At 66.3% G+C, this 21,170-nt stretch carries 17 protein-coding genes; 9 read left to right on the forward strand and 8 right to left on the reverse strand.

The window, feature by feature from the left end:
* Positions 1–113: 113 nt before the first annotated feature.
* Entirely contained in the window at positions 114–3,137 is a 3,024-nt protein-coding gene (locus tag EIP75_RS12415; RefSeq protein ID WP_125243570.1) for an Rne/Rng family ribonuclease, read from the reverse strand.
* 865 nt (positions 3,138–4,002) lie between these two features.
* On the opposite strand from EIP75_RS12415, the gene EIP75_RS12420 reads away from it, so the two are divergent.
* From EIP75_RS12420 to EIP75_RS12435, 4 genes are read left to right on the forward strand one after another with little or no spacing between them, the layout of a single operon-like run.
* Positions 4,003–4,926: an RluA family pseudouridine synthase gene (locus EIP75_RS12420; protein ID WP_233584841.1), complete on the forward strand. Its 924-nt coding sequence runs from the start codon at positions 4,003–4,005 to the stop codon at positions 4,924–4,926.
* Between the two features lie 51 nt (positions 4,927–4,977).
* A complete protein-coding gene (locus EIP75_RS12425) occupies positions 4,978–5,646 on the forward strand; it encodes an HAD-IA family hydrolase (RefSeq protein ID WP_125243571.1) in 669 nt (222 codons plus the stop codon).
* A complete protein-coding gene (locus tag EIP75_RS12430; protein ID WP_125243572.1) occupies positions 5,639–6,016 on the forward strand; it encodes a Rieske (2Fe-2S) protein in 378 nt (125 codons plus the stop codon). The genes EIP75_RS12425 and EIP75_RS12430 overlap by 8 nt, the downstream gene beginning before the upstream one ends.
* A gap of 2 nt (positions 6,017–6,018) precedes the next feature.
* A complete protein-coding gene (locus EIP75_RS12435) occupies positions 6,019–6,975 on the forward strand; it encodes a S49 family peptidase (protein WP_125243573.1) in 957 nt (318 codons plus the stop codon).
* A gap of 27 nt (positions 6,976–7,002) precedes the next feature.
* Here the strand turns inward: EIP75_RS12435 and EIP75_RS12440 are convergent, their stop codons facing one another.
* On the reverse strand, positions 7,003–7,845 hold the full coding sequence (locus tag EIP75_RS12440; RefSeq protein WP_125243574.1) for an HDOD domain-containing protein: 843 nt from the start codon (positions 7,843–7,845) through the stop codon (positions 7,003–7,005).
* Between the two features lie 103 nt (positions 7,846–7,948).
* Positions 7,949–8,530, reverse strand: coding sequence for a chalcone isomerase family protein (locus EIP75_RS12445; RefSeq protein ID WP_158622835.1), 582 nt, complete (start codon positions 8,528–8,530; stop codon positions 7,949–7,951).
* Positions 8,531–8,789: 259 nt separating this feature from the next.
* Between EIP75_RS12445 and EIP75_RS12450 the strand changes: the two genes are divergently transcribed.
* Complete coding sequence (locus EIP75_RS12450; RefSeq protein ID WP_125243576.1) at positions 8,790–9,575, forward strand: type III pantothenate kinase; 786 nt, start codon at positions 8,790–8,792, stop codon at positions 9,573–9,575.
* Positions 9,576–9,587: 12 nt separating this feature from the next.
* On the opposite strand, the gene hslU is transcribed toward EIP75_RS12450, so the two are convergent.
* The 5 genes from hslU to EIP75_RS12475 all read right to left on the reverse strand — a co-directional run bounded on the left by hslU (position 9,588) and on the right by EIP75_RS12475 (position 15,340).
* Positions 9,588–10,919 carry an ATP-dependent protease ATPase subunit HslU gene (gene hslU, locus EIP75_RS12455; protein WP_125243577.1) on the reverse strand — a complete coding sequence of 444 codons (1,332 nt, stop codon included), beginning with the start codon at positions 10,917–10,919 and terminating at the stop codon, positions 9,588–9,590.
* Positions 10,920–11,055: 136 nt separating this feature from the next.
* On the reverse strand, positions 11,056–11,607 hold the full coding sequence (gene hslV / locus EIP75_RS12460; RefSeq protein ID WP_125243578.1) for an ATP-dependent protease subunit HslV: 552 nt from the start codon (positions 11,605–11,607) through the stop codon (positions 11,056–11,058).
* Between the two features lie 10 nt (positions 11,608–11,617).
* Entirely contained in the window at positions 11,618–13,402 is a 1,785-nt protein-coding gene (locus tag EIP75_RS12465) for an STAS domain-containing protein (RefSeq protein WP_125243579.1), read from the reverse strand.
* A gap of 32 nt (positions 13,403–13,434) precedes the next feature.
* The gene (gene dksA, locus EIP75_RS12470) at positions 13,435–14,151 is read right to left on the reverse strand and encodes an RNA polymerase-binding protein DksA (protein ID WP_125243580.1); all 717 of its coding nucleotides are present in this window, start codon (positions 14,149–14,151) and stop codon (positions 13,435–13,437) included.
* A 121-nt stretch (positions 14,152–14,272) separates the two neighbouring features.
* Positions 14,273–15,340 (reverse strand): CobW family GTP-binding protein, encoded by a 1,068-nt coding sequence (locus EIP75_RS12475; protein WP_125243581.1) that lies wholly within the window; start codon positions 15,338–15,340, stop codon positions 14,273–14,275.
* 84 nt (positions 15,341–15,424) lie between these two features.
* On the opposite strand from EIP75_RS12475, the gene EIP75_RS12480 reads away from it, so the two are divergent.
* The 4 genes from EIP75_RS12480 (at position 15,425) to glyS (ending at position 21,121) form a co-directional block, all read left to right on the forward strand.
* Entirely contained in the window at positions 15,425–16,324 is a 900-nt protein-coding gene (locus EIP75_RS12480) for a CorC family transporter (RefSeq protein WP_233584826.1), read from the forward strand.
* On the forward strand, positions 16,321–17,898 hold the full coding sequence (gene lnt / locus EIP75_RS12485) for an apolipoprotein N-acyltransferase (RefSeq protein ID WP_233584827.1): 1,578 nt from the start codon (positions 16,321–16,323) through the stop codon (positions 17,896–17,898). Before EIP75_RS12480 ends, lnt begins: the two co-directional genes overlap by 4 nt.
* 119 nt (positions 17,899–18,017) lie before the next feature.
* Entirely contained in the window at positions 18,018–18,935 is a 918-nt protein-coding gene (glyQ, locus tag EIP75_RS12490) for a glycine--tRNA ligase subunit alpha (RefSeq protein WP_125243583.1), read from the forward strand.
* Positions 18,936–18,937: 2 nt separating this feature from the next.
* Positions 18,938–21,121, forward strand: coding sequence for a glycine--tRNA ligase subunit beta (gene glyS, locus EIP75_RS12495; protein WP_125243584.1), 2,184 nt, complete (start codon positions 18,938–18,940; stop codon positions 21,119–21,121).
* Positions 21,122–21,170 lie beyond the last annotated feature (49 nt).

The raw sequence follows: 21,170 nt of genomic DNA on the forward strand, positions 1-21,170 counted from the left end.
CTGGTGGAACACCGTCTGATGGGACACGGCGCATGGGCGCGGCCATGAAAAAAGCCCGGCGGTGCCGGGCTTTGCTGGGGCGGTGGCAGGGTGGTGTCACCCTGCATCGCACATCAGGCCGCGCTTTCGAACGGCAGGCGGATCTGGTTAAGATCCTTGCGGGTTTCGACCAGCACCAGCGGGCCTTCGTCCAGCATCACCGCAGGCTTGCGCTCGCGGGGCACATGCACGGGGCGTGGCTCGGCGGCGATGGCCTCGGCCACGGTGCGTATCTTGTCCGCGTCGGAGTTGACCCACTCCAGGCCGACCTGCGCCGCCAGGGCGTTCAGGTCATCGAGCGGCAGTTCATAGGCCGGCACCGCAGGGGCCGCGGGCGCCAGGGCAACAGTGGCAGGTGCTGCCACGGGGGCCAGGGCTTCAACAGGCGCCGGCGCTGCCACAGGGGCGGAGACGGTTGCCGGGGCCGCAGGCGCTTCGGCCACAGGCGTTGCGGGCGTGTCGACCGCGAGGCTGAACGGACCGGTGCCCTGGCTGCCGGCAGGCAGGGCCAGGGTCAGGGCCTCGTCGGCACGCGTGGCCTCGTCATCACGCTGTTCGCGGCGATCACGGCGGTAGCGGTCACGGCTGCGGCGCTGGCGGGTGCCTTCTTCGCCTTCGGCTTCGACACCGTTATCGCCCTGAGGCTCGCTGCTGTCCTGCACCGTCTCGGCAGGCTGGGCATCGGTCAGTGTGGCTTGCGTGCCGCGGTTGTCTTCGCCCAGGCCGGTGTCGGCACTGCCGGCGTCCTGATCGGCACCGCGGCCACGGCCACCACGGCGGCGGCGGCGGCCACCTTCGCGGCCCTCACGTGCGTCTGCGCTGGCGTCTTCAACACCGGCGGCTTCGTTGGCGGGGTTCACGGCCATGTCGGTGGTGTCGACCACCAGGCCTTCGGCGCCTTCGCGCGGCGTGCGTTCACCGCCACGGCGGCGGCGGCTGTCGCTGCGCTGGCCTTCGCCACGAGGCGCGTCACCACGATCGCCACGTTGTCCATCGCGCTGGCTGTCGCGCTCGCCCGGTGTGCCACTGATTGCCAATTCTTGAGTGGCGCGCTCTTCGCGCTGGCCGCCACGACGGTTGCCGCCACGGCCTTGACGCTCTTCGCGGGCTTCGCCCTCGCCGGCCGGCCGCTCATTGCGCTCGGCACGGTCGCCACGGCCGCGGCCGCCACGCTGGCCTTCGCCACGGTCACCGCGGTCTGCGCGTTCGCCACGTTCACCGCGTTCACCACGGCGCTGCTGGCTTCCGTCGCGGCGGTTGTTGTTGCGGCCCTGGCCCTTGCCTTCGGAGCCGGGTTCGGCCGGCGCCACAGGGGCGGTGACCGGTGCTGCGGGGGCAGGGGCAGAGAAGGGCTCGGGCGCTGCGAACAGGCGCTTGAGCCAGCCGAAGAAGCCGCCAGCAGCGGCCGGGGCGGGGGCCTGCACCGGTGCAGGGGCCGCCACCACGGCAGCGGGTGCGGGGGCCGGCTCAGGCTTGGGCGGGGCCACGGGCGCCGGCTGGTCGGGCAGCACGCCCTTGATGATGGGTTCCTGCTTGGGCTTGGTGGACTTTTCGCGGCGGGTGATGCCGACGTCTTCTTCCACCTCTTCGACCATGGCGTAGCTGGCCTGGATGTTTTCCAGGCGCGGGTCGTCATGGCGCAGGCGCTCGAGCTTGTAGTTGGGGGTCTCGAGGTGGCGGTTGGGCACCAGCAGCACGGTCACGCGCTGCTTGAGCTCGATCTTGGTGATCTCGGTGCGCTTCTCGTTCAGCAGGAAGGAGGTGACCTCCACCGGCACCTGCACGTGCACGGCGGCGGTGTTGTCCTTCATCGATTCTTCTTGAATGATGCGCAGGATCTGCAGCGCCGACGATTCGGTGTCGCGGATGTGGCCGGTGCCGTTGCAGCGCGGGCAGGTGATGTGGCTGCCTTCGGACAGGGCCGGGCGCAGGCGCTGGCGAGACATCTCCAGCAGGCCGAACTTGCTGATCGAACTGAACTGCACGCGGGCACGGTCGAAGCGCAGGGCGTCGCGCAGGCGTTGTTCCACCTCGCGGCGGTTCTTGCCTTCTTCCATGTCGATGAAGTCGACGACGATCAGCCCGCCCAGGTCCCGAAGACGCATCTGGCGAGCGATTTCATCCGCTGCTTCCAGGTTGGTGCGAAAGGCGGTTTCCTCGATGTCGCTGCCGCGGGTGGCGCGGGCCGAGTTGACGTCGACCGAGACCAGGGCCTCGGTGTGGTCGATCACGATGGCGCCGCCGGATGGCAGGTTCACGGTGCGGCTGAAGGCCGTCTCGATCTGGTGCTCGATCTGGAAGCGCGAGAACAAGGCGGCATCGTCACGGTAGCGCTTGACGCGGTTGGCCGTGTCGGGCATGACGTGCAGCATGAACTGCTTGGCCTGCTCGTAGATGTCGTCCGTGTCGATCAGGATCTCGCCGATGTCGGCGGTGAAGTAATCGCGGATGGCGCGGATGACGAGCGAGGATTCCTGGTAGATCAGGAAAGCGCCCTTGCCGCCCTGGGACGCATCGTCGATGGCCGTCCAGAGCTTGAGCATGTAGTTCAGGTCCCACTGCAGCTCGGCGGCACTGCGGCCGATGCCGGCGGTGCGCGCGATCAGGCTCATACCCTTGGGGTATTCGAGCTGGTCCATCGCCTCCTTGAGCTCTTCACGGTCGTCGCCCTCGATGCGGCGGCTCACGCCACCGCCGCGCGGGTTGTTGGGCATCAGCACCAGGTAGCGGCCGGCCAGCGAGACGAAGGTGGTCAGGGCGGCGCCCTTGTTGCCGCGCTCTTCCTTTTCGACCTGGACGAGCAGTTCCTGCCCTTCCTTGATCACGTCATGGATCTTGGCCGAGCGGACGTCGGCGCCTTCCTTGAAATACTGGCGGGAGATTTCCTTGAAGGGCAGGAAACCGTGGCGGTCTTCGCCGTAATCGACGAAACAGGCTTCGAGCGAGGGCTCGACGCGGGTGACGACGGCCTTGTAGATATTGCCCTTGCGCTGTTCGCGCCCTTCGATTTCAGTTTCGAAGTCGAGCAGTTTCTGTCCGTCGACAATGGCCAGGCGCCGCTCTTCGGGCTGCGTGGCGTTGATCAGCATGCGTTTCATGTGCACTCCAGTGACAGCGAGGCCGTTCGGGATGGTGCCGAACGAATCCCCGATGCACCCCTGGCCAGGATGGCCCGGGGCACCGCTTCATGCACGAATCAACGGGAAAGAACCGGGTAAGGAATTGCCTGGGCTGCAACCGACGCGCGTTGGTGGTGGCGCATGTGTCGGGGCAGCAAGGGCGCGTGCGTCAACGGCGCGGACACGAGGTACGTCGCCACACGAGCAGGCGGGCGCCAACATGCCGCGGCCGAAGCCGGCGCCATGGTGTGCTGTTGCTGCAAGGGGCGGGGGGTGCCATAGATGGGGAGGGCCGTCCGGGTGCGGCGCGACCGCGCCCGCTCACAGGCATTCACTTCCGTCGTGCGGACAGTGGCCAGGCGGGGGGTATCGGCGACACAAGCCTTGGTGGGCCCCATCATGTGTTTTGCTTGTTGAAGCGAGCCAGAGCGTTTTCGCCGGATATCCGTTGAAACCGCTCAAGCCCATAAACCTTGTTCGTGGGTTCGATCGTCGCTGGTTCTGACAAAGAGTGCCGACCGCAAAACCGCGCCTTGGGCGGTTCTCTCGAAGCCGGGCAGCCTTTGCTGCATCACCATCGCTTTTGGCCTTGTTCAAATCCGGGCAGAGGAGCCGAACCAATCGTCCGGGCGCTACACTCTCGCCGGGCCTTGCCTGTACTGCAATATCCAACAATCACAACACTGATTCAAACGTGGCCAAGCCCATTATAGGTGCGAAAACACCATCCCATCGGGCGAAAAATCCGCAAAAAGCGACGCAGCGGACGGCTTCTCTCGCTGGGCAGAAACTCGACACGACAGAACCGTCACCCCCACCGGCTGCCGCCGTCCAGCGGCTCACGATCGATGAGGGCAGCGAAGGCCAGCGGCTGGACAACTACCTGATCAAGATACTCAAGGGCGCGCCAAAGACGCTGGTCTACCGCATCATCCGCAGCGGCGAAGTGCGGGTGAACAAGGCGCGCGCCGCCGCGGACACGCGCCTGGCCCTGGGCGACGAGATCCGGGTACCGCCGGTGCGCCTGTCCGAATCGGCCCATGCGGACGTGGTGACGCCAGCGCGTGAGTTCCCCATCCTGTTCGAAGACGACTACCTCATCGCCCTGAACAAGCCTGCCGGCGTGGCCGTGCATGGCGGCAGCGGCGTGAGCTTCGGCGTGATCGAGCAGCTGCGCCAGGCGCGGCCCCAGGCGCGCTTTCTGGAGCTGGTGCACCGCCTGGACAAGGAAACCTCGGGCGTGCTTCTGATCGCCAAGAAGCGCAGTGCCCTGGTCACGCTGCAGGATTGTTTCCGCCATCGCACCGCGCACAAGACCTACGCCGCCCTGGTGATTGGACATTGGCCGGCCTCGCGCAAGGTGGTCGACGTGGCGCTGCACAAGTTCCTCACGGCCGAGGGTGAGCGCCGGGTCAAGGCCGTGGCCGAGGATGCGGACGAAGGGCGCCGTTCCATCACCCTCGTCCATGTGGCGAAGGTGTTCGAGCGCTTTTCCCTGCTCGATGTCACCATCAAGACGGGCCGCACCCACCAGATACGCGTGCATCTGGCGCACGAAGGCCACCCCATCGTGGGTGATGAGAAATACGGTGATTTCGCGCTCAACAAGGCCCTGGCCCGTGGATCCCTGCTGGAAGGACACAAGTTCGACCGCATGTTCCTGCATGCGCGCGACCTGCGCCTGCCGCACCCTGTCACCGGCGAGGAGATCAGCCTGAAGGCCCCCCTGCCGCCAGAGTGTCAGGACTTGGTGGATCATCTCGGCTGAGTGCCCAGGCACTTGCCCCCTTTTCAATCAGATCACCCTGCAGTCACCACCGTGGACACCAACCGACCCCGCCAGTTCGACCTCGTCGTGTTCGACTGGGATGGCACCTTGTTCGACTCGACCGCCCTGATCGCCGGCTGCATCCAGTCTGCCTGCGCGGATCTGAGCCTGCCCGTGCCCACCCGCGAGGCCGCCGCCTACGTGATCGGCCTGGGGCTGCACGATGCACTGGCCCATGTGGCCCCCACGCTGGACCCGGCCCGGGTGCCGGAGCTGGGCCTGCGCTACCGCCACCATTACTTCGCCAGCCAGCACGAGCTCAGCCTGTTCGAGGGCACGCTGGAGATGCTGTCCATGCTCAAGGCGAGGCACCACTGGCTGGCCGTGGCCACCGGCAAGAGCCGCCAGGGCCTGGACGAGGCGCTGCAGCATGTGGAGCTTCGCGATGTGTTCGACGGCACCCGCACCGCTGACGAAACCCGTTCCAAGCCGCATCCGCAGATGCTGATGGAGCTGATGCGCGAGTTCGGCGTCGAGCCCGAGCGTACGCTCATGATCGGCGACACAACGCACGATCTGCAGCTGGCCGCCAACGCTGGCGCCGCGTCGATCGCGGTGTCGTATGGGGCGCATGAGCCCGCCGCCTTCGCCAGTTTCCCGACCCGCCTGGTGGCCCATTCGACCGCCGAGCTGCACGCATGGCTGGCGGCCAATGCCTGAACTGAACCTCGAGCCGCAGCACCTGTGCGCATCGGCCGATCTGAAGGAATGCGAAGGCTCGGTCACCTTCGACGTGCTGGAGTTCGGCCGGGTGGCCTCTGCTTTCGCGGTGCGGTTCGACAACCAGGCGCTGGGCTACCTGAACCGCTGTGCCCATGTGCCGGCCGAAATGGACTGGCAACCGGGCGAGTTCTGGGACCAGGACCGCCGGTTCATCATCTGCGCCGTGCATGGCGCCCTGTACGATCCGCCCAACGGGCTGTGCGTGATGGGGCCCTGCCGTGGCAAGAAGCTCATCCCTGTTCGCCTTGAAGAAAAGGGCGGACAGGTCTATTGGTATCCTGACGATCAATTCCAACCGGTGTTCTGACCATGAGCATTGACTCCACCTCGTCGCCCCAGGGAGGGGCGCTTCAGCAACAGCTGCTGAACGACTTTGCGAGAGCCTACCTGGCCGAGCAGCGCAGCCAGCGCCGCTGGCGGTGGTTCTGGCGCATCCTGCTGACCGTGCTGCTGGTGGTGCTGATCTGGGGCTCGCTGGAAAGCATGCCTTCCAGCAAGGCGCCGACCACGCCGCACACCGCCCTGGTGGAGATCCGCGGCGAGATCGGCGTCGATGCCGATGCGAACGCCGACAACCTCAACACGGCCCTGCGCAGCGCTTTTGAAGATGAGGGCGCGCAAGCCGTGGTGTTGAGGCTGAACTCGCCAGGCGGCAGCCCCGTGCAGGCCGGCCTCATCAACGATGAGATCCGGCGCCTGAAGACCCTGCACAAGAAGAAGGTCTACGCCGTTTGCGAAGAGATGTGCGCCTCGGCCGCCTTCTACATCGCCGTGGCTGCTGACCAGATCTACGTGGACAAGGCTTCGCTGGTCGGCTCCATCGGCGTGCTGATGGACGGCTTCGGCTTCACTGGCGCGATGGAGAAGTTCGGCGTGGAGCGCCGCCTGCTCACGGCCGGCGCCAACAAGGGCATGCTCGATCCCTTCTCGCCGCGCAACCCGAACCAGGAGGTGATGGTGCAGAGCATGCTCGACCAGATCCATCAGCAGTTCATCAAGGTGGTGCGCGATGGCCGCGGCAAGCGCCTGAAGGAAACGCCCGAAACCTTCTCCGGGCTGTTCTGGAACGGTGAGGAGGCCGTCAAGCTGGGGCTGGCCGATCACCTGGGCAGCCTGGATTCGGTGGCACGCGATGTGGTCAAGACCGACAACATCATCGACTACACCGTCAAGGAGAACCTGGCCGAGCGCCTGGCCAAGCGCTTTGGCGCCTCCATCGGTGCGGGGGCGGTGCAGTCCATGCGCTCTGCGGTGTCAGTGCGCTGAGGGCCTGGGCGGCCTTGGCCGCCTGGCCTACTCGTCCAGGTCGTGCACCTTGCGGTAGGCCGCCTCTGGTGACAGCGTCAGCAGATCGGCGATGTCGGCGATATCGTCGGGCAGCGCCGCTTCGGCGTGCGGGTTGTCCCAGCCGTACTGGGTGTGCCTGGCCACGCGCACAGCCAACGTCACCGTGCGCACCTGCGGGTGGCGCGCATGGCGTTCATCAGTGCACCTGATCAACAGGTCCGGCAACTGCCACGCCCGCATCAGCGCGGGCGCCAGATCCACCAGTTGCACGCCCAGCACCTCTTTCTGGGCATCGGCCGAGCGCAAGGCCGGATCCTGCTCCAGGCGTTCGGCCAGGGTCTGGGCCAGGCGTGGCGCATGGCACCACAGCATCATGTCGGCAAAGCCATGGAGCATGGCCGCCTCGTGGATGATCACAGCGTCTTCATCCTGACGATGCAGTGCGAAGCTGTAGGCCAGGTGGGCGGCCCGCCGGCTGCGGTGAACGACCTTGTTGAGGCCCTCCAGGGCCTGCGCCCGCCCGGTGAACCAGGTCTCTGTGGTGGTCTGGGTACTGAAGGCTTTGAAGAAGGGCTCGATGCCCAGCATCAAGATGGCGCCTGTCAGTGACTCCGGCGGCTCGATGTTCAGCCGGGTGCAGTAGCGCGAGACATGCACCAGCACCTTCAACGTCATCAAGGGATCGCTGCTGATCTCCTGTGCCAGCAGGTGGGCGTCGACATTGCCCTTGGCTTCTTCCTGCTCATGCAGGGCGGCGATGTCCAGGGCAGTGCCGGGCAGCACGGGGATGTCCGCGTCTGACAGGGCGTTGATCCATGCGGACAGGTTGGGCAGCGCTTGGTCGATCATGGCGTCGGCGAAGAGAGCGACGATGCCCTGTTATCGGCAGAATTGAAAAAAGGTGCAAGGGGGCGCACCCTCGAATGCGCTTGAATTGAGGGTGCCCCGGGCATTATTGGCGCCCCAGCAGGGCGGCCTTCAGGCTGGCATCCACCGGCTTGGGGCCCAGCCAGATGCGCAGCAGGCCCTGGAAGAACTCTTCGCCAGGGATGTCGGCACCCTGCTGTTTGCCATCCAGGTAGATGCGCGTCCCGGATTGGGGCAGGTAATCGATCTTCACCACCGTGCCCTTGCGGGCCGAGCCCACCTGCTCCATCAGGCGGCTCAGCTCCTGCAGGCGGGGCAGGTAGCGATCGTACTGCTCGGCCGAATTGTTGGCCTTGAAGCCTTTGATGAGCGCCCCGACGAAGTCCTGCGCAGTGACATCGCGCAGCAACACGGTGTGCACGCTCTTGGCGCCGGGCTGGTTGAGGGCTTCTTCGGTGGTGCTGCCCTTGTGCGGCAGGTACAGGCTGGCAACGTAGACGTCGATCACCACCTTTTCACGTACCCCTGCGCCATTGAGTTGCAGCTTCTGGTTGGCCACCTCGATGGTGTCCTCGAAACGCACGCCGTCCACCTCGATGGCGGCCCAGGCCGGTGCGGACAGCCCGGCCAGGGTGGCAAGGGAGAGGGCGGTGACTAGTTTCTTCATGGTGTGGCTCCATTCCATCTAATGTGATCAGTTTAGGTGTTTACCCTTTTATTTGCTGGGCGGTGCGGCTGGGGCTTTCCGGATTTCAAAGGACTGAGCCTTCAAAAAGCCACACCATTGCGTGCCCATCGGCAAGCGACGTGCCGGTTGCAGGCAGAATCGCCCCTGACCTCGCAGCCACAAGCCGAGGCCATGGCCCCACCCGGGTGCATTCCGCCTGGTATTTGCAGGGGAGTGTGCCGGTCTACAGCACTACCCCATGACGTTTCTGGTCATCGACATTGGCAACACCCGCCTGAAATGGGGGCTGTACGAACAGGCCCATCCCGAGTCGCCTCTGCTGCACCAGGGTGCCGTGGTGCTGGAAGACATCGATGGCCTGTGGGAGTCGGCCTGGCAGCACCTGCCGCGCCCTGAGGGCATGCTGGGCTGTGTGGTGGCAGGCGAAGCCATCAAGCGGCGCGTTGAAGAACACCTGAACCGGTGGGGACTGCAGCCTCGCTGGCTGGTCGCCACGCCCCGTGCGGGCGGTGTCAACAACGGGTATGACCATCCCCACCGGCTGGGCGCAGACCGCTGGGCGGCCCTGGTCGGTGCGCGGCATGAAGCCTTGACCCAGGGTGTTGCCCGCGCCGCCGCGCTGGTGATCATGGTGGGCACGGCCGTGACCATCGATGCGCTGGACACACAAGGCAACTTCCTGGGCGGGGCGATCATGCCCGGCTTCGGCCTGATGCTGCGCGCGCTCGAAACAGGCACAGCCGGCTTGAAGGTGCCGATGGGCACGGCCACTGATTTTCCCACCAACACCAGCGATGCGCTCACCAGCGGCGGCACCGATGCGATCGCGGGCGCGGTCGATCGTGCCTACCGCCGGCTGGCCCGGCGCGAAGGCTGCGATCCCTTGCTGCTGATGTCAGGCGGTGCGGCGCCGAAGCTGCTGTCGCTGGCAGACGAGCTGCCTGTGCGCTTCGTGGACCACCTCATTTTCCTGGGCCTGCTGGTGCTGGCCGCCGAGCAGGGGCTGGGCCGCCAGACCTCGTGACCCGCCGGCCTGTCAGAGGATGAAGCGCGACAGGTCTTCGTTGCGTGCCAGCTCGCCCAGGCTGGTGTCCACCTGGGTGCCATCGATGCTGCGTGTCTGACCTGACAGGTTGGGCGCGCTGAAGCTCAGGTCTTCCAGCAGGCGCTCCATCACGGTCGACAAACGCCGTGCGCCGATGTTCTCGGTGCGCTCGTTCACTTCGAAGGCGATCTGCGCGATGCGGCGGATGGCTTCAGGGGTGAACTCCAGCGTCACACCTTCGGCCAGCAGCAGGGCCTGGTACTGCTTGATCAGGCTGGCGCTCGGCTGGGTCAGGATGGCCTCAAAATCATCCACCGACAGCGATTGCAACTCCACCCGGATGGGAAAGCGCCCTTGCAGCTCGGGGATCAGGTCGCTGGGCCGGCTGAGGTGGAAGGCGCCAGACGCGATGAACAGGATGTGGTCGGTGCGGACCATGCCGTACTTGGTGTTCACCGTGGTGCCTTCGACCAGAGGCAGCAGATCGCGCTGCACGCCCTGGCGCGACACCTCGGCGCCCTGGCCCTCGGCGCGGCTGGCCACCTTGTCGATCTCGTCGATGAAGACGATGCCGTTCTGCTCGGCTTTCTCCAGCGCACGGGCCTTGATCTCTTCTTCGTTGACCAGCTTGGCGGCTTCTTCGTCGATCAGCTGGGCGCGGGCCTCGGCCAGCTTGAGCTTGCGCAGCTTCTTGCGCTCAGGCCCCAGCTGCGAGAACATGCCGCGCAATTGCTCGGCCATGTCTTCCATGCCGGCCGGCCCCATGATCTCGACCGTGGGCTTGGCATCGGCCAGCTCCAGCTCGATCTCCTTGTCGTCCAGCGCGCCCTCGCGCAGGCGCTTGCGCATCACCTGCCGGGCGGTGCTGTCGCTGCCTTGCGTAGCGGTGAAGCCCACATCGTGGCGTGGCGGTGGCACCAGCACGTCCAGCAGGCGCTCTTCGGCGGCGTCCTCGGCGCGCATGCGCTGCAGCTTGATCTGGTGCGCGCGCTCCTGCTTGATGGCCACTTCGACCAGGTCGCGCACGATGGTGTCCACATCTTTGCCCACGTAGCCCACCTCGGTGAACTTGGTGGCCTCGACCTTCACGAACGGTGCGTCGGCCAGCTTGGCCAGGCGGCGAGCGATCTCGGTCTTGCCCACGCCGGTGGGGCCGATCATCAGGATGTTCTTGGGCGTGATCTCGCCGCGCATGGGCTGCTCGACCTGCTGGCGGCGCCAGCGGTTGCGCAGGGCGATGGCGACGGCACGCTTGGCGTTCTTCTGGCCAATGATGTGGCTGTCGAGTTCACTGACGATTTCTTGCGGGGTCATGGCGCTCATATCAGTCGTCCGTGGCATGCGCCATCAAGGCCCGCCGAAGTCGGCCGAGCCGAGCAGCATCCGGCGGCCCGGCTCTGCCGGTCGAAAGGATGCGCCCCCTTGAGGGGGCCGGCGAAGCCGGTAGGGGGTGGGCCCTTCATTCCAATGTCTCTAGGGTGTGGTGCTGGTTGGTGTAGATGCACAGGTCACCAGCGATCTCCAGTGATTTCTTGACCACCTCGGCGGCACCGAGTTCCGTGTGCTGCAGCAGTGCCCGAGCCGCGGCCTGGGCGTAGGCTCCGCCGGAGCCGATGGCGACGATGCCCATCTCGGGTTCGAGCACATCGCCATTGCCGGTGATGATGAGCGAGGTCTCGCGGTCTGCCACCGCCAGCATGGCCTCCAGGCGGCGCAGCACACGGTCGGTGCGCCAGTCGCGGGTCAGCTCGACAGCAGCGCGCGCCAGATGGCCCTGGTGCTTCTCGAGCTTGGCCTCGAAGCGTTCGAACAGGGTGAAGGCATCGGCCGTGGCGCCGGCAAAGCCTGCCAGCACCTGGTCACGGTAGAGCTTGCGCACCTTGCGGGCGCTGGCCTTGACGACGATGTGGCCCAGGGTGACCTGGCCATCGCCACCGATGGCCACCTCCCAGTTGCCGGCGGCGTTGCGGCGGCGCACGCTCACGATGGTCGTGCCGTGGTAGTTTTCCATGTCAAGCCAGTCAAACGAGTTGGAGCTTGACCTTCGCGTGCTCGGTGATGCCCATGGCGCCGAAGAACAGCGCGACCAGGCGGTGCGGGTTCACGAAGGTCACGGTGCGGTGTTCGGCGCTGCGCGCGAGCACCCAGTTCAGCAGATCGCCGGCGGCGATGAAATCCACGCGGATCAGGTGGGCGCAGTCGAGCTGCACGGCCACACTGGCACCCAGTTGCCCATCGAGCTCGGCCAGGGTGCTGCCGATGTCGCCGCTGAGCTGGCCGGACAGCTCCAGCGAGGCCATCTGGATGAACTCGATGTCGTCGTGCAGGATGGATTCGACGAAGCTGGTCGAGACCTCGCCGATGTGGCTGAGCGAGACCGTCTGCGTGCAGGTGGCGTCGCGGATGAGCTTGACCGTGCACTCGGGCGCCTCCCACGAAGGCGGCGACAGCTCATACGTGACGCAGTAGTCGATGGCGGCTTCGTCGAACTGGTCCGGGCGGTGCGCCAGGCGCAGCAGCTCCAGGCGCAGCATCCAGAGGTCGGGGTCGGCATCGCGGTTGCCCGTGGCCGACATGTCCGCCAGCACCTCGAGCAGGCGGTCCACGCCGATCCAGGTCATCTGCAGGGGCTCGCGCGCCCATTCCTTGAGCTGCTTGTGCAGCAGGCCGGAAGCCTCAGGCGTGATGGCTTCGACGCCTGCCCAGTCCATCACCCAGGGGCGGGGCAGCTGCAGCACCTCGCAGCGCAGGCGTCCCAGGGCGTCCGTGTCCATCAGGGGCGGGGCGATCCAGCCTTCCAGGGGGGCGCCGGCGGCATCCATCGCCGCGCGGGACTGGACAGGGGCGGGCTCCGCGGATGCGCTCGCCGGCGCCACCGTCTGGGTGCGGGCCGTCAGGTGGCGCGACACGCGCTCCGGCAGTGAATACCACTGCGGCGCCGACAGCCCGAACTGGTGCACGAAGGCATTGGCCAGGGTGTCGAACTTGGGCTGTTGATCGAGGGCGCGGTACAGGTCGAACAGCACCATCCAGGTGTCGGATTGCCCATGCCGGGGCCCTCCGGGCTGGATCAGCGTCATCAGGTTGCGCTCGCACTGCTCGAAATCGGCATTGGCGAAGGCGATCACGGCCTCGTCGAGTTCGGGATCGTGCGTGATCTCGTTGACGTCCACCGCGAAGGCGTTGGTGAACCCAGTGGGCGCCATGGGCGACAGCACGGGGTTGCGGGCAATGGGTGGCTCGCCAGGCATGCGCGGCAGGTCGGCGCGGGCGGCCATCAGCACGCTGTCGGGCACCGTGGTGGGGGCGTCCGGTGCCTGCATGGGCTGCGTCGGGATGTCGGTCGGGCTGAACGGACGGGTGGCCGCATAGCCATCGGCCGGCATGGCTGCGGGCTGGGTGGGCGGGGAGGTGTCGCCGTGGTGCATCGGCGCCCCGCGCCGTGGCTCGCCCGCACCCACCATCTGCTGTTCGATGGCGTCGATCTTGGCCTTGACGGTGACGTCCGACTTGGCGCTGCCGCTGTTGATCTTGGAGGATTCGGAATCCAGGTTGGACGGGCTGGTCAGGGCCAGCGCGCTGTCGTGGCTCAACCCCTCGCGCCGGATCTTGCGCAGCATGTCGAGCTCGCGTTTGCGCACGAAGTCGTTGCGCCGCTTGCGCTCGATCATGGCTTTGATCTCGGCCTTGGCGTATTCGCTCTCGCGGCTTTCAGCAGCGCTGGAGTCGAGCTCCGCCCAGTCCGTGGCCGGGTGGGACACGAACTTGACGACCTTTCGAAGAAAGTTGCTCGAGTCCTTGCTCATGGGTGAGGCCGTGACAGCGCCGGGGCTAACGCTCAGTCTCCGAACATCTTCTGCTTGAGTTCGCGGCGCTGCTGCGCCTCGAGCGACAGCGTGGCGGTGGGGCGGGCCAGCAGGCGGCCCAGGCCGATGGGCTCGCCCGTTTCATCGCAGTAGCCGTAGTCGCCTGATTCGAGGCGGGTCAGGGCCTGCGAGATCTTCTTGAGCAGCTTGCGCTCGCGGTCGCGGGTGCGCAGCTCCAGGGCATGTTCTTCCTCGATGGTGGCACGGTCGGCCGGGTCGGGGACGATGGAGGTGTCTTCGCGCAGGTGCTCGGTGGTTTCACCGGCGTTGGACAGCAGGTCGTCCTTCAGGGCTTCCAGGCGGGTGCGGAAGGCTTCCTGCTGCTTGTCGCTCATGTACTCGCTGTCCGGCATGGCCAGCAGTTCGGCGTCGGTCAGTTCGCGGCCCGATTTGGTTTTCCAGGCGTTGGCGAGTTTGGAGTCGACCTTGGTCGCTGTAGTGGGCATGTTCTGGGAAACCTTGGAAGCTGATACTGCGGATTCGGCACTTGGGGCCGAAGCTTGAGCCGCCGTGGCGGCCGGCCGGCTAGCCGGCTTGCCCGCCTTGGCGGCTGGTGCGGTGGAGGACGGATCGGTTTTTGGAGCAGCCTTGGCCGTTGCCGGTGTCTTGGCTGGGGCCTTGGTAGCGGTCTTGGCAGGCGCCTTGGGCGTGGCTGTCTTGTCGGCCGCCTTGGCTGTGGTCTTGGTCACAGGATCCTCCTTCCCGAAAAACACGTTCCATCAGCTGGTGTGCTGGTCGGTGGCGAAGGGCCTCCGACCGCTCCATCATCTCACCCCGGCACAGCCGGAGCGCGCGGCATTGTAGCCACGATCAGACCAGGCAGCCCTCCAGACCTGCCCTGAGCAGATCCTGAGGCAGGTCCAGGCCGATGAAAACCATCTTGCTGATCTTGGTCTCGCCAGGGGCCCACTTGGGCCCGACGTCGCTGCCCATCATCTGGTGCACGCCCTGGAACACGACCTTGCGGTCCATGCCCATCACGTTGAGCACGCCCTTGTAGCGCAGCATGCGCGGGCCGTAGATCTGCACCACCGAGCCCAGGAAATCCTCGAGCTTGGTCGGGTTGAAGGGGCGGTTGGATTTGAAGACGAAAGACTTGACGTCGTCGTCATGGCGGTGGTGGTGCGGGTGGTCGCAGTGCTCGCCGTGTTCGTGGTCGCCATGGTCATGGCCGCAATCGGGGCCGTGCTCATGGTGATGGTGGTCATGGCCGTGGCTGTCGTCCTTGAGGAAATCGGGGTCGATCTCCAGCTTGGCGTTCAGGTTGAAGCCACGCAGGTCGAACACCTCGTTGATCGACACCTCGCCGAAATGCGCGCGCTTTTGCGGGGCGCGCGGGTTCATGTGCTTGATGCGATGGGCGAGGGCGTCGACTTCGGCGGCGGGCACCAGGTCGGTCTTGCTGATGAAGACCTGGTCGGCGAAACCGATCTGGCGGCGCACTTCCTGGCGGGTGTCCAACTGGCTTTCGGCGTGCTTGGCATCGACCAGGGTGACGATGGCGTCCAGCAGGTACTGGTCGGCGATCTCGTCGTCCATGAAGAAGGTCTGCGCCACGGGGCCGGGGTCGGCCAGGCCGGTGGTTTCGATCACGACACGCTCGAAAGACAGCTCGCCGGCGCGCTTCTTGGCGGCCAGGTCGGTCAGCGTGGTGCGCAGGTCTTCGCGGATGGTGCAACAGACACAGCCGTTGTTCATCTGGATGATCTGCTCCTGCGTGTCGGACACGAGGATGTCGTTGTCGATGTTTTCTTCGCCGAACTCGTTTTCGATGACGGCGATCTTCTGGCCATGCGCTTCAGTGAGGATGCGCTTGAGCAACGTGGTCTTGCCACTGCCCAGGAAGCCGGTAAGGATGGTGACGGGAATCAGGCTCATAACACAAGTGTAGCCGTGCTGGTGAGCCCGTGTGGCCACAGGGTTGCGCTATTCTTGCTGTGTCTCAACCACGACACCCCCTCTGTGTCCGAACCTTCCCCCAGTCGACCGCCCCGCGCCGACAAGCCTGGCCGCCCCGGCAGCCACAAAGACCGCCGCACGCTTTTCGAGCGCGTGGTCGAATTCATCTCGCCTGGCCCGGATTCCACCGATGAGCTGATCGAATCTTTGGCCGAGGCCGAGCAGCGTGAGCTGATCGAGCCGCAATCGCGCGTGATGCTGGAGGGCGTGATCCGGATGGCGGACATGACGGCCGGCGATGTGATGGTGGCCGTGCGGCGCATGGACATGCTGGACATCCAGTCGTCCTACGACGATCTGTTGCATTTCATCATCGACACGGCCCACTCGCGTTTCCCCGTGTACGAGGACGGGCGTGACAACATCATTGGCATCCTGCTGGCCAAGGACCTGCTCAAGCTGCAGCGCGCACCTGAGCTGAACCTGCGCACCCTGCTGCGCACCCCCATGTTCGTGCCCGAATCCAAGGGGCTCAACGAACTGCTGCGCGATTTCCGCACCAACCGCAGCCACCTGGCCATCGTGATCGACGAGTTCGGCCGCACGGCCGGCCTGATCACCATCGAGGACGTGCTTGAAGAGATCGTCGGCGAGATCGAGGACGAGTTCGACGAAGAAGAAAGCGACACCAGCATCTTCACCCTGGCCGATGGCAGCCAGCGCGTGGCCGGCGACACCCTGATTTCTTCGGTCAACGAGGTGTTCGAGGCCGAGCTGCCGGAGGGCGATTTCGACACCATCGGCGGCTTGGTGGCGCACGAACTGGGCCATGTGCCGCGGCGCGGCGAAGTGATCCGCATCGGGGGGCTCAAGCTCACGGTGATGCTGGCGCGCGGCGGCGCTGTTCGCTGGTTCAAGGTGATCCGGCAGCACGCCGACCCTGAAACGGCGGACGAAGCGTGAGCCGCCCGACCAAGACGACGCGGCGCGGCGTGAAAGGCCTGCGCTGGCTGGGTGCGGGTGCCGCCGCCGGCGTGCTGCAAGCCCTGGCGTTCTCGCCCGAGATGACCCGGCTGACGCCTTCCGCCCCTTTCGTGGCCACATTGCTGGCCCTGGGGGCGCTGGTCCTGCTGCTGCACAGCGTCGAGCGGCCTTCGCAGGGCGCCTGGGCCGGCTGGGGCTTCGGCACGGTCTGGCTGGTGGGCGGCACGGGCTGGATGTATGTCAGCCTGCACCGCTTTGGCGGCTTACCCTCATGGCTGGCGGGGGGCTCGGTGTTGTTGCTTTGCGCAGCCCTGTCCTTGTACCTGGCGCTGGCCTGTGCCGCCTGGGTGCGCTGGCGCCGGCGCCGCTGGCTGCCCGACGCGGTGTTGCTGGGCGCCTTGTGGCTGCTGGCCGAGGCGGCCCGCGCCCTGATCTTCACCGGCTTTCCTTGGGCGGCCAGCGGCTATGCACTGGTTGATTCACCCCTGGTGGCGCTGGCGCCCTGGCTGGGTGTCTACGGCATGGGGCAGGTGCTGATCACGGTGGTGGCCGCCGTGGTGCTGGTGTTCTCGTACCAGGTCAGCGTGCGGACCCGTGCGGGGCTGCTCGCCGGCACGGTGGCGTTGCTGTGGGCGGCACAGGCCTGGTTGGCACCCGTGAGCTTCGTGCGGGCTCACGGCCGGCCGCTGGACGTGACCCTGCTGCAGGGCAATGTGCCGCAAAGTGAAAAATTCGAACCGCAGCACCAGGGCGAAGCCCTGTTGTGGCATGCGAAACAGCTGGTGGCGGCCAAGGGCGACCTGGTCGTGGCACCGGAAACCGCCATCCCCTTGCTGCCGTCCGACCTGCCGCCCGACTTCTGGGCAGCCTTGCTCAAGCCCTTCCACCAGGGCGGCCGCTCAGCCTTGATCGGCGTGCCGCTGGGCAGCTTCGAGCACGGCTATACCAACTCGGTGATCGGCGTGTCCAAAGACACCCGCGGGCTGGAAGGTGGGTACTACCGCTACAACAAGCACCACCTGGTGCCTTTCGGCGAGTTCATTCCTTGGGGCTTTCGCTGGTTCGTGGACATGATGAACATGCCGCTGGGCGATTTCACCCGGGGGCCGCGCAATGCGCCGTCGTTCGAGGTGGCGGGGCAGTGGGTGGCGCCCAACATCTGCTACGAAGACTTGTTCGGCGAGGAACTGGCGGCCCGTTTTGTGGGGGTGCTGTCGCCGGCGCCAACCATCCTGGCCAATGTGAGCAACCTGGCCTGGTTCGGCGAAGAGGTGGCCATCCACCAGCACCTGCAGATCGCCCGCCTGCGCTCGCTGGAGTTCCAGCGGCCGACGATCCGCTCCACCAACACCGGTGCCACGGTGGTGATCGACCACCTCGGCGTGGTGACCGATGCCCTCACGACCAACACCGAGGGGGTGCTGCGGGCACAGGTGCAGGGCACGAGCGGCCTGACACCATTTGCCCGCTGGGCTGGCCCCTGGGGTCTGTGGCCGCTGATCGGCCTGGCGGTGGCGTTGGTGCTCGCGGTCATCCGGCGTCCGGCTTCCTGAGCGGGGTTGCAGGGCGGGCGGCCATTCCCGGCCGTGGCGCCTCTGCCAGCCCCTTAAAATGACGTGTTCGGCCCGCGGCAACCGCCGCCGGCCCTTTGAATCTTTCCAAGGCCATCGACATGCTGAGCTTCCAGCAACTGATCCTGCGTCTGCAAAGCTACTGGGACGCCCAGGGCTGCGCCCTGCTGCAACCCTACGACATGGAAGTGGGGGCAGGCACCAGCCACACGGCCACCTTCCTGCGCGCCCTGGGCCCCGAGCCCTGGAAGGCCGCCTACGTGCAGCCCAGCCGCCGCCCCAAGGACGGCCGCTACGGCGAGAACCCCAACCGCCTGCAGCACTACTACCAGTACCAGGTGGTGCTCAAGCCCGCCCCCAGCAACATCCTCGAGCTTTATCTCGGCTCGCTCGAGGCCCTGGGCTTCGACCTCAAGAAGAACGACATCCGCTTCGTCGAGGACGACTGGGAGAACCCCACCCTGGGCGCCTGGGGCCTGGGCTGGGAGGTGTGGCTCAATGGCATGGAGGTGACGCAGTTCACCTACTTCCAGCAGGTGGGCGGCATCGACTGCAAGCCCATCACCGGCGAGATCACCTACGGCCTGGAGCGCCTGGCCATGTACCTGCAGGGTGTCGAGAGCGTGTACGACCTGGTCTACGCGCCGGGCGTGAAGTACGGCGATGTGTTCCACCAGAACGAGGTCGAGCAGTCCACCTACAACTTCGAGCACAGCAACGTCGAGTTCCTGCTCGGGGCCTTCACCAACTACGAAACCCAGGCCAAGTACCTGATGGAGCAGCAACTGGCACTGCCCGCCTACGAGCAGGTGCTCAAGGCCGCGCACACCTTCAACCTGCTGGATGCCCGTGGCGCCATCTCGGTGACCGAGCGCGCGGCCTACATCGGCCGCATCCGCAACCTGGCCCGCGCCGTGGCGGCCAGCTACCTCGACAGCCGGGCCCGCCTGGGCTTCCCGATGGCCCCCAAGGCCTGGGCCGACGAGGTGATCGAACAACTGAACAAGAAGGCGGCCTGAGCATGACGTCCGTGGATCAAAAGGCCAACCTGCTGGTTGAACTGTTCGTCGAAGAACTGCCGCCCAAGGCGCTCAAGAAGCTGGGCGAGTCCTTCGCCCAGGTGCTGGCCGACAGCCTCAAGGCCCAGGGGCTGGCCGCTGCCGACGCGGCGGTGACCTCGTTCGCCTCGCCGCGCCGCCTGGCCGTGCACGTGGCTGCCGTGGCCGACAAGGCCGCCGACCAGGCCGTGCAACAGAAGCTGATGCCGGTGAGCGTGGCCCTGGATGCCTCGGGTAACGCGACCCCGGCCCTGCTCAAGAAGCTGGCCGCGCTGGGCGCAGGCCCGGATGCGGTGGCCGGACTCAAGCGCGCGCCCGACGGCAAGGCCGAAGCGCTGTTCTACGACAGCGTAAAGGCCGGCGCCACGCTGGCCGATGGCCTGCAGAAGGCCCTGGACGAAAGCCTGGCCAAGCTGCCCATCCCCAAGGTGATGACCTACCAGCTGCAGGAAGGCGAGGGCGCCAATTTCCAGCCCGGCTGGACCAGCGTCAACTTCGTGCGCCCGGCCCATGGCCTGGTCGCCCTGCATGGCAGCACGGTGGTGCCCATCTCCACGCTGGGCCTGAAGGCTGGCAACAGCACGCAGGGCCACCGATTCGAAGCCAAGGTCAGCCCCGTGGTGCTTCGCGATGCCGACAGCTACGCCTCGCAACTGCGTGACGAGGGCGCCGTGATCGCCAGCTTTGCCGAGCGCCGCGCCGAGATCGTGCGCCAGCTGCAGGCCGCTGCCGCCAAGGCCGGCACGGATCTCAAGCCCATCGACGACGATGCCCTGCTGGACGAGGTCACCGCGCTGGTCGAGCGCCCGAACGTGCTCACTGGCCGCTTCGAGCAGGCCTTCCTGGAAGTGCCCCAGGAATGCCTGATCCTGACCATGAAGGCCAACCAGAAGTACTTCCCGCTGCTGGATGCGCACGACAAGCTGACCCACCAGTTCCTGATCGTCAGCAACATCAGCCCTGAAGATGCCAGCTTCGTGATCGGTGGCAATGAGCGCGTGGTGCGCCCGCGCCTGGCCGATGCCAAGTTCTTCTTCGATCAAGACCGCAAGAAGACGCTGGAATCCCGCGTGGCCGGCCTGGCCAAGGTGGTCTACCACGGCAAGCTGGGCACCCAGGGTGAGCGTGCCGAGCGCGTGCGTGCCATCGCCCATGAGATCGTGAAGCAATGGAGCCTGGGCACCGTGCCGATCACGGTGGACGACCAGGATCACTTCGCCGTGCTCGACAGCAAGGCGCAAGAGGCCGCCCGCCTGGCCAAGACCGACCTGCTGACCGACATGGTCGGCGAGTTCCCCGAGCTGCAGGGCATCATGGGCGGCTACTACGCCCGCCATGAAGGCCTGCGCGACGGCGTGGCCATCGCCATCGAGGACCACTACAAGCCCCGTTTCGCCGGTGACAGCCTGCCGCGCAACCACACGGGCACCGTGGTCGCCCTGGCCGACAAGCTGGAAACCCTGATCGGCTTGTTCGGCATTGGCCAGTTGCCCACGGGCGACAAGGATCCGTTCGCGCTGCGCCGTCATGCGCTGGGCGTGATCCGCATCCTGGTCGAAAAGAACCTGCCGCTGGAGCTGCCTGCCGTGATCGCCGCCGGCGTTTCAGCGTTCGGTGAGTTGATCCAGAACCCGTCCGAGGCGCTGCTCGGCTTCTTCGCGGACCGCCTTGCCGTGTCCCTGCGCGAGCAGGGCTACACCGCGCAAGAGGTCGATGCCGTGCTGGCGTTGAAGCCGGCCCGCCTGGGCGACGTGCCCCGTCGCCTGGAGGCCGTGCGCGCCTTTGCCGCACTGCCCGAGGCCCAGGCCCTGGCCGCTGCCAACAAGCGCGTCGGCAACATCCTCAAGAAGGCCGAAGGCCAGACCGAGGCCCGTGTGGACGCCGCCTTGCTGAAGGAGCCGGCCGAAGCCGCGCTGTACGAGTCGCTGCAGTCCGTGGCGCCTCAGGCCGAACAAGCGTTCGAGGCGGGCGACTATACCGGCGCGCTCAAGGCTCTGGCGGTGCTCAAGGCCCCGGTCGATGCCTTCTTCGACAGCGTCATGGTCAATGCGGACGATGCCGCGCTCAAGGCCAACCGCCTGGGGCTGCTGGCCACCTTGCACGGCGCCATGAACCGCGTGGCAGACCTGTCCCGCTTGGCGGCCTGAACCTGGTGAACGGGGCCCTGTGTACGACCGGGCCCCTCTGCGTCATACT

It is taken from the genome of Aquabacterium soli (genome assembly GCF_003933735.1).
GTDB lineage: Bacteria > Pseudomonadota > Gammaproteobacteria > Burkholderiales > Burkholderiaceae_C > Aquabacterium > Aquabacterium soli.